The organism is Methylomonas sp. LW13, assembly GCF_016865255.1.
In the GTDB taxonomy this organism is placed as follows: domain Bacteria; phylum Pseudomonadota; class Gammaproteobacteria; order Methylococcales; family Methylomonadaceae; genus Methylomonas.
In genome coordinates this window covers 5,222,097-5,233,523 of the sequence record NZ_CP033381.1, presented here as the reverse complement: position 1 = coordinate 5,233,523, position 11,427 = coordinate 5,222,097, and the positions used below count along the sequence as shown (strand labels likewise).

The window sequence follows — 11,427 nt, the reverse complement described above, 5'->3', positions numbered from 1 at the left end:
CGGCATTCAAGAAGGGGCTTAGAAAGGCCTTGCATGATACCACAGTGACCGCTTAGGGCTTGACTCTATGGACGTTATCAGAAAAGAATGACGGCCGCATGGATTACCCTCATAAACACACATGATTTCGGGCAAACTTTATATTATTTCCGCACCATCCGGGGCAGGCAAAACCAGTCTTGTTAAACAACTGATTGCCGAGATGGACGATCTGGCAGTGTCGGTATCACATACGACGCGGGCGATGCGCAGCGGCGAACAGGATGGTGTCGATTATTTTTTCGTCTCGGTAGAGACTTTTAAAGCCATGATCGAGCAGCAAGCTTTTTTAGAGCATGCGCAAGTGTTCGACAACTTTTATGGCACCGCGCAACAGACCGTGGAAGATAATCTGGCCAAAGGGCTGGATGTGATCTTGGAAATTGATTGGCAAGGCGCTCAGCAGGTCAGAAGGATGTTGCCGGAAAGCCTGTCGATCTTCATCTTGCCGCCGTCTATCGAGGTATTGAGCCAGCGTTTGCAAAACCGCGGCCAGGATAATCCGGAGGTGATTGCCCGGCGCATGCGCGATGCGGTGACGGAAATGAGCCATTATCCGGAGTACGATTATTTGATCGTTAACGACGATTTCAATCTGGCGTTGCAGCAATTAAAAAGCATTGTGACCGCAAACCGCTTAACCCAAAATCAACAACAAAAAACCTTGGCAACATTGCTGCAAGATTTACTTAACTAATAGAACTAACAATACTTATGAAAACTAGAAAAACGTCTTATCTGTTTGCCACGCTGATTGTTTCGGCGTTGACCCTTGCCGGCTGCTCCAGCGATGAAGCGGAAACACCCAAAGCCAGTGCCCCGTCTGCAAGTAAAAAAGCTGTCCACCGCGTGGATAGCGGCGAAGCGACCGAACCCGAGAAACGTCAATTCGAAAAAGAGTTTTCAGCCAAATGCGTCGCGCGGGAACTGAAAAACTCGAATAACAAAGATGTCGATGAAAAACGCTTCCAAGAAAGTTGCGACTGCATTGCCGAACACATCATGAAAGACCTGTCGGAAATCGATGCCGAGAAATACCTGGAAGACCACGAAGACACCCACACCTTGCAGATCAAATTCGATGCTGCGGCGTATTTCTGTTTGCAAAACAAACCGCAGCCCAAAGGCCCGCATTTGTTTGGCAAACCGCAATAACGATGTAGGTTGGGTTTGCCCGAAAGGGCATAAAAGGCGTTAGCCGTAACCCAACACGTCGGCCTTAAATGTTGGGTTACCCTCTATCGAGCTTATTCAGGGTAAACCCAACCTACCGATTTACCCAATCTTTCATTCCCCCAATGACCCAATCTTCCGAATTATTTTCTCAAGCCAAACAATACATTCCCGGTGGCGTTAACTCGCCGGTGCGTTCCTTCAGTGGTGTCGGCGGTACGCCGGTATATTTCGACCGCGCAGCAGGCGCTTACGTTTACGATAGCGAAGGCAAACGTTATGTCGATTATGTCGGTTCCTGGGGACCAATGATTTTGGGGCATGCGCATCCGGCCGTGATCGACGCAGTTAAACACTGCGCCGAAAAAGGCTTGAGCTTCGGTGCGCCCACCGAGATAGAAACGCTGATGGCGCAAACAGTCTGCGAACTGCTGCCATCCATAGAAATGGTCCGCATGGTCAGCTCCGGCACTGAAGCCACCATGAGCGCATTGCGCCTGGCACGCGGTTATACCGGCCGTGACAAGATCGTTAAATTCGAAGGCTGCTACCACGGCCATTCCGATTCCCTATTGGTCAAGGCCGGTTCCGGCGCCTTGACTTTCGGCGTCCCCAGTTCGCCTGGCGTGCCAGCCTCGGTGGCCGCCGATACCCTAACGCTGACTTATAACGACAGCGATGCAGTCCGCAGCACCTTTGCTGAATTGGGTGACAAGATTGCCTGCATCATCGTCGAACCGGTGGCCGGCAATATGAACTGTATTCCGCCGGAACCAGGCTTCTTGCAAACTCTCCGCGATGTCTGCGACCAATACGGCAGCGTGTTGATTTTTGATGAAGTAATGACCGGTTTCCGTGTCAGTTTGCAAGGCGCGCAAGGCCTGTACGGCGTTAAACCGGATTTGACCACACTGGGTAAAATCATCGGCGGCGGCCTGCCGGTCGGCGCTTTCGGAGGCAGCCGCAAAATCATGGAATATCTGGCGCCGCTGGGTCCTGTTTATCAAGCCGGCACCTTGTCCGGCTGCCCGGTGGCGATGGCTGCTGGTTTGAAAACCCTGGAACTGATCAACCAGCCGGGTTTCTACGAGGCCTTGACCGCCAAAACCACAAAACTGTTGGCTGGCCTCCAAACTGCCGCCGATCAGGCCGGTATTGCTTTTACCACCAACCAAGTCGGTGGCATGTTTGGTTTATTCTTCAGCAATGAAAAATCGGTCAACCGTTTTTCTCAGGTGATGGCTTGCGATGTTGATCGTTTCAAACGCTTTTTTCATGGCATGTTGGACAAAGGCGTATATCTGGCACCGTCGGCATTCGAGGCTGAGTTTGTTTCTGCCGCGCATTCGGATGAAGATTTGCAGGCAACGGTAGATGCGGCGGCGGAGGTGTTTAAGTGCTTGTTGGATTGAATGTAGCGTATGTTCAAACCCCTGAAAACTCATTGAATTCTGGTACACTGACAGGCAAATTGAAAGGGGATATGCAATGGCTAGTGTGACTTTTGATACTCACAAATTTGCGCGTAAGTTGAAAGAAGCCGGTTTTGACGAAAAACAGGCGGAGGCTGTATCGGAAGCTTTTCGCGACGCCCAAACCGAAGCCGATCCGCTCACCAAAAAGGATTTGCAAATCGAGCTAGCGCCGGTCAAATCGGATTTATTGATCGTCAAATGGATGCTCGGCTTGGTATTTGCCGCCGAAGTCATGCCGCTGCTTGCCAAGCTTTTGGCTTGAATAGCCTAACATCGTTCGTGCGGTATACACGCTGCTAATAGCACCACGGACCGACGCATACCAAGGAGGATTTGCAGGCGGCGGCGGAGGTGTTTAAAGCGTTGTGAGATTGTGGTGTCCGAGTAATGTATGAAAACCTTTAAATTACTTGTTAGGCTTATGTATCACTATAATCCCTACATCTATTTCGCTGTAATTGTTACCTTAACTCTTATTGGCTGCTCTCGTGAGTTTGAATATGGCGTGGTAAGTGGGCCACTTCAGATCCCCGCGAACACACGGGTGTCAATCAAAAACCCAGAACATATAAGAACCCCGAACGATTATGATTCTGTTTGCGTGCTTCCAGTTGAGCCATATGTGGTTGCGGACGCAGTATTCGGTCCAAATGGGGTGGTACCGCCGAAATTTGTCGGCCCCAATGGAGCGGCGTTCTCACCGAAAATCTTTGTTAGGAATGCTTCAGGTATAGAGGATCCTTTACCAAGCATTTCCATAGCTGTTACCAATAACGGAACTTGGCTTTGTTTTAGGTCATTGGACAACAATCAAAAATTACACTTACCGTATACTGAGATAGCACTAGAAAGCTCTGAGGCTATGTATATCAAGTCAATTCAATGGGATAGCACTGAAATATCGTTCTAACCGAAGGCATGTAAAGCTATTATTTTTGTGCGGTTACGCTCCGCTAACCGCACCTACCAAACCTTGTTTTTTCTGACATAGCGAATAGCTGAGTGGCTAGCATCATTCATAGCCGTAGCCCAATAACGACTTTCATCCTATAATGGTACGGAACTTCCGTACAGGAGAAAGCGATTATGGAAACTGTCAGCGTCAATCAATTTCGGGACAATTTAAAAAGCTACGTCGAGCAAGTGGTCGATAATCACGAGCCGTTGAAAGTTACCCGACGAGCTGGCGAGGCGTTTGTGGTAATCAGCGCGGACGATTGGGAACGGGAGCAGGAAACGCTTTATGTGCTGCAAAACGCCTGCCTGATGGCACAAATCGCTGCTTCCGCCGCCACACATACTCAACAACAAGGCTACCGGCCAAGCGAAGAGCAATTCAATGAGATCGCTGGCATTTGAAGGTAACACTTGGGCGGTTTACGAAGAGCTTAGAGACAAAGACAAAGTTTTACACAAAGCGCTGTGCAAACTGCTCAAGGAAATGCTGCGCGGCGATCCCGCAACCGGTTTGGGCAAACCGGAGCCCTTGCGTCACAATCTTGCCGGACTTTGGTCCAGGCGAATTTCGCATAAAGACCGGCTGATTTATAAGTTCGACGATAACTGCATTTATATTTTTGCTATCGGCGGACATTACGAGCAACATTGAATGTCAGTATCTGAGCGTCGCCATCGCCCAGCGGTACAATTTTGATTTTCGCCATTCCCACCCGCTAATCCCAAGCCTACAATCTCTCCTGATAACTCAAAGCACGCTTTCCCAGCTTTGAAAACCAACGATTTGTGCTCTCTGGCCAAATCGTATATTCCGTGTCTAACTGATTTGGACGAAATAGATGAATAAGCAGCCAACTAACTTGCCAGCCCCCTGCCCCAAAAAGCAGAGGTATCGCCTAAACCTGAGTAATTTAGCCCAGCGTAAGATTTCTGGTCGGAAACTGCTTTACGCCACTTGTCTACTTGTCGGGTTTTCCAATATAAGCCACGCCGATTTTGTTACCCATCCGCTAACCGACGCACCGTCTCCAAAGCCATCGGAACCGGCAGCGCCGGCCGTTCCGGAAGCCACTGATACCGGCCAGCCTAATCAGGCCGAGATTGACTTTAACGAGCAGTTTGGCGAAAAGAAACTGGGTACTTGCAGCATGACCTACAAGATGGAGGGCTTTTCGCTGGCTTATAAGCAATACGACGGCACCGGCGAAATCACCTGTCGTAATGGCCAAAAGGCAGCGGTCAAGCTGTCCTCAAAAAGCATAGGCTTTACGATTGGTTATTCGGTTATCGAAGGCGAAGGCCATTTCACCGATGTGAAATATATCAGCGAAATTTTTGGCGATTACATTTCGCTGGGTAATCACTTTGGTATTAAAAACTCGGTGGATAGGCAAGTATTGACCCGTGGCGAAATCTCCCTGGTGTTGATGGGTAAAGGCAAGGGCTTTGACATTGGTTTTACGATTGGGGATTTGTCGATCAAGCCGCGTTAAGCAGTTCGCTTGATTCTTTAAGAGGATTTCGATGGAAACAGAAATAGGGATGGCGCTGGCGGCAATACCGTTGGCGGCTTTGCTGGGTTACCTGACTTGCGCCTGGCTGAGCGGTAAGCGACAGCGCGAATTGCAAAATCAGTTAGAGCAGCAGCAACAGCAAGTCCAACAACAGGCCGTTAAATTGGCCGTGGGCGAAGAGCGGGTTTTGCTGTTGGCGCAAAAAGAATCCGAGTTGCAATTGCTGCAACAACAATTGTTGGAATTGAAAACCGAAAACGCGGATCTCAACGCGCGTCAGCAAGAACAACACAAAAGCAACGCCGAGAAAATCCGCCTACTGCAAGATGCGGAAAATCAATTAAAAACTCAGTTCGAGAATCTGGCGCATAAGATCTTCGAAGAACGCGGCAAGCAATTTACCGAACACAATAAAGTCAGTATCGAAAGTTTGGTTGCACCACTTAAGCAACAACTCGGTGAATTCAAAAGCCGCGTCGAAAGCGTTTACGATAACGAAACCAAAGACCGCATTTCCTTACGCGAGGAAATCGTCTCGCTACGCCGCGATACGGCTAAGATGAATCAGGAAGCGCTGAACCTGACCCGCGCGTTAAAAGGCGATCATAAAACCCAAGGCAACTGGGGCGAAATGATCCTGGAAAAAGTCTTGGAACAATCCGGCTTGCGCAAAGGTATCGAATACGAAACCCAAGGCGCGTTTCGCGATGAAGGCAACCGCGTGTTCAAGCCTGATGTGATCGTGCGGTTGCCGGAAAATAAAGATGTGATCATCGATTCCAAAGTCTCGCTGCTTGCTTACGAGCGCTATTGCTCGGCGGAAGACGATAACCAACGCATCGAAGCCCTGAAACAACACACCGAAGCGGTCAGAAATCACATCAAAGGTTTAAGCAATAAAGACTATTCCAGTTTGAAAGGTTTACGTTCACTGGATTTTGTATTGCTGTTCATGCCTATCGAAGCCGCCTTCATGGCCGCTTTTCAGGCCGACGAAAAATTATTCAACGATGCTTTCGAACACAAAATCGTCGTCGTCACCCCGACTACCTTGTTGGCGACTTTGCGCACCGTGCAAAACATCTGGCGATACGAACAACAAAACGAAAACGCCCGCTTGATCGCCGATAAGGCCGGCAGTCTGTATGACAAGATCCGAGGTTTTGTAGAAGACATTGAAAAACTGGGCAATCAACTCAGCACGGTACAAAAAACCTACGAAGGCATCGTCAACAAACTCAGTAGCGGCAGCGGTAATTTGCTGCGTCAAGCTAGCGCCTTAGAAGAATTGGGAGTCAAAGTTAAGAAGAAGCTACCTAAAAGCCTAACCGAACAACTATCCGCAGAAGATTGATGTTTCTTGGGGGGCTTAATGGCCAGAATCTGGGCGCAATAATAGTAATAACTTTATAAAGATCTTAAAATTATTATTACTATTAGCTGTAAAAAACCTGTGGAAAACCATATTTATATTTTTTAACTCAATAACTTATTAAAAAATAAGGCTGTTAGGCATCGGCTATTGTGCTTGTTCACAGCTTGGGGATAACCAAAAATTAGGTTTTCTTTGGCTACTTATCCACAAATTTATAGCTATTTAAACAACAGGTTTTGAACAGCTGTTGCAAACTATAGGAAAAATGCAATTGGGATGGGCCGTCAGACTTGTGTAGGAGATTGAACTAACACTCGGAAAAAAGGGAAAATCCCTGGGCAGCCCTAGTGTTGCAGGCTTACATAAAAAAGGCACAGGCTTATCAGCCCGTGCCCATGTCTTTTTGAATGGGATCTCTCCACCAGCCTTAATCGGTGGGTGAAGAGATTTAAGCGGTCGTTTATTTCAAGCCACTTTCGAAGGTAGGCAATGGAGCCGATTTGCCAAGGCGGCCAACGGCCGGCAAAGTGCGATTTTCATCCACACCCAGAGCTGGGTCCAATTGATTACCATCCGTTACGAAAAACTCGTTACCGACATGGCCATGCGGAATGGTCAGTGATGGGTGGTCGAAAGGTGCGCGTTCATAACTGACTCGGGGATCCGTGAAAGTTTTCATGAATGCCACCAAATCCGCTTGTTCTTGCGGTGTTAAACCCAGCGGTTTGACATCCGGATGTTTTTGCGGATTATCAAAGTTGCCGCCTTGGTTGTAAAAGGACACCACTTGTTCCAGCGTTGATAAGCTACCGTTATGCATGTACGGTCCCGTAAATTCCACATTACGCAACGTCGGTACTTTAAAGCTGCCATCTACCACAGCAGTGTTCTGAGCGCGTCGCGCCGGTGAGTTATCCGCACATAGGCCGTTATCTTGGTCAAACTTACAAGGTTCAACACCAAAACTGTCGACAAACTGACTTTGCACATACTGGCGTGACAAAGACAGCGTGTTACCGAATGGATCCAGACCGCCGCCACCAATATCGTAATCGGTTGGAACGACACCGATGTTGTAAAAGCCTTTATCGTAAATCGCCACCTGGTTGTTTTTCATCAACATGCCTTCGATGACATTGTCACTGGTTTGCAAGTTGGTGGCGTTGGACATCGTTGGCCCTTTATGACAGGCATTGCATTCCCCCTTACCGTTGAATATCGCTTCACCGTTACGCTCGGCTGTGGTGGGGATGTACAAGCTGCGTTTCCATTTGTCGAAGCGACTGTCATCGGATACCAATGTTTCTTGATAGAGCTGTAAGGCAATACCAAAATACATCGAGAAATTGGCTTCCATCTGATTGTAAGCCGCGTTAGGCGCCACCCCTGTACTGGGCGTACCGCATTGGCTGCCGCAATCACCGTTCCAGTAAGCGGGTGCAAAGGCTTTTTGGATCAGGGTGCTATAGGTTCCGTTGCCGCCCAGCAGCGTAGGTAAAGCAGACAACACGCTGTCATCAGCCGCTATCGATTGGAACTGCAAGGGCTTTCTATTCAAAAGCTTACGCCCGACGTCGGCAAATTTACGCGCCCGACAAGCCATTTCAAAATCACTACCGACTGGACCAACCGCTTGAGACGCCAAGGAGGCGTTGTTCAATTTGAGCGGTTTTTTGACGATTTTGGCCGGTGGCGTGTAGGTCACGACCAGTCTTGGCCGTTGTGATGTGGTGGCTGCTTGGGCGCTGGCCATAGTCCAGTTATCGGCGTCTGTTGAGCCCGTGTTAATCACCCAGCCGTAATTGGGCGCACCATTGGACCAAGCTTGAAGTGATGAAGCCAAGTTGTCGAAACTTTGGTTTCCTGAACCGCCTGCGGACAAGCGGAACAATTGGGTGCTGCTCGCTTCCACATTGTTGGTCGAAATACCGCTGGTGAGAGAGTTCCAGGTCGAAGTATCGCTCCAGGGCACCAACATTTGATTGATTCCGACGTAATCCAGACCATCGGTTTTGGTCACAAATACCTTCAGTGACGCGCTTTCGATTTTCGAACCGGGCGGAATTTGTCCTGGACCGTTCCCAAACAAGCCGTCGAAACGAATCAGAATGTTTTTCTGATTGGGAGAGCCATCGTCAACTAACAGGGAAGTAGCGGTCGCATACGCTGTATTCCTGAAGCTGGCGTCGAGATAGGTGTCGACAGTGCCGCTGAAATTGTTTGTGCCCTGTTGGAAATCCACGTTCCGGGTTAGGTTATCGTTGATGTAAACGCCCGCCGCAACGTCGCGCGAGCCGAAGGGCGACACACCGTTGAACTCATTGTTGGCTCGACCATCCCAGAAGTTACGGTAGTTATAAGCGGCATTGATCACGGTTGGTGAGTTTCGCGGCTCAACATTCCGGGTACCCACGCCATTGACATGGAAGATGGGGGACACATCGCGGTCGCAATCCTCGTTATTGCTGTCAGCAATTGTCGAGAAGAATTGACCCGAGAAGGTACCTGAGGAGGTCACCGTGTCGTCATTGGCAGGGTCAAAGGGAAAGTCGGCTTTAGTCAGGGTGTAATTTGGACCACCAAGCGCGCCAGACAAAGTGGGTTCAAAGGTAGTGCCTGTTGCTGCAGCATGGGTTAAGCCGGGCGAAAGCTGGTTTTTTACCCGGTTATCACCGCCAGCGTGAAAGTGGCAACTGGCGCAAGCCATTTGATCACTACCAACACCTTGCTCCCAGAACAACGCTTTACCCAGAGCAATCGCGGCCGATTTATCGACAACAATAGGGGTGACAATGTCGGTTCGGGTTTTTTCATTGCCAAATAGGCCGGGTGTGGCAGGCGGTAAGATGCCGGTCAAGGCTTCAGGGGTGTTGGGATCCCCTGAAATCGTAGTTTCCAGCGAAACATCATCCAGGAAAGTACCTATGCCATCAGACGTGCCAGTGGCTTCAAAACTTAATGTAGCTTCACCGGTTGGGCCGCTATACAAAAACAGGAACTGCCACTCCGTCCAGTTGCTAGTTCCTACAACAGAAAAATAACCGCTGTTAAAGTTGGGTGCTGTCACTGCGGCACGCAAACCGCCTCCCAACTGGAAAAGGCTTCTTGAGCGGCTGTGAAACCGCAGACGATAATGTTGGCCGTTGACCAATTTAACTTTGGTGGACATGCTGGAATTGGCCCACGTATCCAATTCGACAAAATGTCTGCCGCTGTGCGCGTTGACACCGGAGGCACCATTTGTCAGCAATTCCAGATTATTGTCGCCTGCAGTCCAAACTCGGGTTTTGGGAAAATACTGATAGGCGCTATTGGGCATTTGGTCTTGAATGAAGCCGTTCGGCGAACCTGCACTTTGTTCAAGTGTGGTGCGCTCGAAATCGTCGGAAAAAAACACCACGGCCTGAGTGGCTGGGAAATAGCACGTCGATAAAACTATCGCCAAAACAGAAAGAGCATTTATTTTGGTTCTCGGGGGTTCCGATTGCTGGTCGACAAGCGGCAACTGGGTACAATTGCTTTGATTCATATCATTTAGTTAGGAAGTTGAAAAATTGAATGTTGAGCGGTTCCAGAATGGTCAGCTCGGATTGAGAACAGCAATAAATATACCGATAGGACAAATTTTCTTATCAGTTAAGATGTTAATTAGCAATTGGACCAAGGTATTTTTTCAACTGTAAAAAAATCAGACAATACCTACGATTTATGTAGGGAAGTTCTGATCAGATAGCTATCCTGGATTTTAAGAAACATTGAATAAGTTGAGTTAGCTAATGACTCCTCAAAGAGTATGTGGGGTTCGACAAGCTTGCGGCAATTGCTGTCGATCATGAACAGAATCAAAAATTTCTGTTTCTAAACGGGTAAACGGTAGATGTAAGTTCTATCCTCGATAAGTTGCTCGCATGGGATTAAACTTGTCGTTTCGACGATAGCTGAGCGGAGGCTTCCCACATGAATCTAAACAATGCTGATGTTTTCAGTCAGCTACATATCGACATCGCCCGCAATTCCACCGACGATTTCAATCTGTTCCACGATAGCCGGAAGTGGCAGAACATCAATGGCAACCCGTTTAACGGCCCGATTACCTTGGGGTTTCAGCTGGAGTCCTTGATCGAAGGCAAGATAGCGGATTATCGCCGGCAACATGACGAAGAAAAATTGCTAGCCGAACAGGGCTTGAACTTCAGCAATTACCAGTTTGCTTTTGCCAATGCCATTAAGCCGAACCAGGCGATTGAAGTGGATATTAAAGAATCGGTATTTAAGAACGAACCGTCGCCAAGCTTGAGCAACCGGATTATCGTCAAAGCCGACGGCAAACTGGCCTTGACCGGCTATAAAAAAGAAACCGCCGAACCGCTGTTTTTAGATCAGCCGGATTTGTCTCGGGTCGGCGAATTAAAAATCCAGCCTGACCGTTGTTTTTTGAGCAATGGTTTTTTTCTCAAACGCAAGTTCATGATGACCAGCAATGCCAAGAATTTTTTGTGTGCATCACTGCGTGATCAAACCCAGTATTTCGACGAGCTACAGGATAAGGTGATTTTCCCGGAGATGTTTCCGTGCGCATTGCTCTCCAGTGCGTTGCTGGAAAAGGCCTTGAAATGGCTGCACGATTTCGAGCGTAACCCCATGGTCTATACTTCGCACAAAATTTCCATCGACAGACGTTGTTTGTCGCAGCTTAAAAGTAACGACGCGGTGCATATTTTGATCAAACCCGCAGCGGATTGTGCCGCGCACGATTTCGGCGATTTGAACGCCACACCCTTGGATTACGAATGTTACGGCCTAGTCAACAATCACAACGCCTTGTTGTTTAGAGCATTGATTTCGCTGGTGCCGCTGGAGTTAATCCGCAAGGCCATGGCATAAATAACTCTGG

Annotated in this window: 11 protein-coding genes; 10 read left to right on the top strand and 1 reads right to left on the bottom strand. The window is 48.6% G+C overall.

Annotated elements, in window-relative coordinates:
- Nucleotides 1-121 precede the first annotated feature (121 nt).
- The 9 genes from gmk (at nt 122) to JL719_RS23865 (ending at nt 6,512) form a co-directional block, all read left to right on the top strand.
- The gene (gmk, locus tag JL719_RS23905; protein WP_033157631.1) at nt 122-736 is read left to right on the top strand and encodes a guanylate kinase; all 615 of its coding nucleotides are present in this window, start codon (nt 122-124) and stop codon (nt 734-736) included.
- 17 nt (nt 737-753) lie between these two features.
- A complete protein-coding gene (locus JL719_RS23900; RefSeq protein ID WP_033157632.1) occupies nt 754-1,194 on the top strand; it encodes a hypothetical protein in 441 nt (146 codons plus the stop codon).
- Between the two features lie 143 nt (nt 1,195-1,337).
- The gene (gene hemL / locus JL719_RS23895) at nt 1,338-2,624 is read left to right on the top strand and encodes a glutamate-1-semialdehyde 2,1-aminomutase (protein WP_033157633.1); all 1,287 of its coding nucleotides are present in this window, start codon (nt 1,338-1,340) and stop codon (nt 2,622-2,624) included.
- A 76-nt stretch (nt 2,625-2,700) separates the two neighbouring features.
- Nucleotides 2,701-2,949 carry a CCDC90 family protein gene (locus JL719_RS23890; protein WP_033157634.1) on the top strand — a complete coding sequence of 83 codons (249 nt, stop codon included), beginning with the start codon at nt 2,701-2,703 and terminating at the stop codon, nt 2,947-2,949.
- A 129-nt stretch (nt 2,950-3,078) separates the two neighbouring features.
- Nucleotides 3,079-3,597, top strand: a complete 519-nt coding sequence (locus JL719_RS23885; RefSeq protein ID WP_033157635.1) for a hypothetical protein — start codon at nt 3,079-3,081, stop codon at nt 3,595-3,597.
- Between the two features lie 176 nt (nt 3,598-3,773).
- Nucleotides 3,774-4,046 (top strand): type II toxin-antitoxin system Phd/YefM family antitoxin, encoded by a 273-nt coding sequence (locus tag JL719_RS23880; RefSeq protein WP_033157636.1) that lies wholly within the window; start codon nt 3,774-3,776, stop codon nt 4,044-4,046.
- A complete protein-coding gene (locus tag JL719_RS23875) occupies nt 4,027-4,296 on the top strand; it encodes a Txe/YoeB family addiction module toxin (RefSeq protein WP_033157637.1) in 270 nt (89 codons plus the stop codon). The genes JL719_RS23880 and JL719_RS23875 overlap by 20 nt, the downstream gene beginning before the upstream one ends.
- 187 nt (nt 4,297-4,483) lie before the next feature.
- Entirely contained in the window at nt 4,484-5,137 is a 654-nt protein-coding gene (locus JL719_RS23870) for a hypothetical protein (protein ID WP_051670129.1), read from the top strand.
- Nucleotides 5,138-5,168: 31 nt separating this feature from the next.
- Nucleotides 5,169-6,512 carry a DNA recombination protein RmuC gene (locus JL719_RS23865; protein WP_225892939.1) on the top strand — a complete coding sequence of 448 codons (1,344 nt, stop codon included), beginning with the start codon at nt 5,169-5,171 and terminating at the stop codon, nt 6,510-6,512.
- 481 nt (nt 6,513-6,993) lie between these two features.
- Here the strand turns inward: JL719_RS23865 and JL719_RS23860 are convergent, their stop codons facing one another.
- Nucleotides 6,994-9,933 (bottom strand): cytochrome c peroxidase, encoded by a 2,940-nt coding sequence (locus JL719_RS23860; protein WP_051670131.1) that lies wholly within the window; start codon nt 9,931-9,933, stop codon nt 6,994-6,996.
- A gap of 557 nt (nt 9,934-10,490) precedes the next feature.
- Here JL719_RS23860 and JL719_RS23855 point away from each other — a divergent pair.
- Nucleotides 10,491-11,417: a hypothetical protein gene (locus JL719_RS23855; protein ID WP_033157639.1), complete on the top strand. Its 927-nt coding sequence runs from the start codon at nt 10,491-10,493 to the stop codon at nt 11,415-11,417.
- Nucleotides 11,418-11,427: the final 10 nt, after the last annotated feature.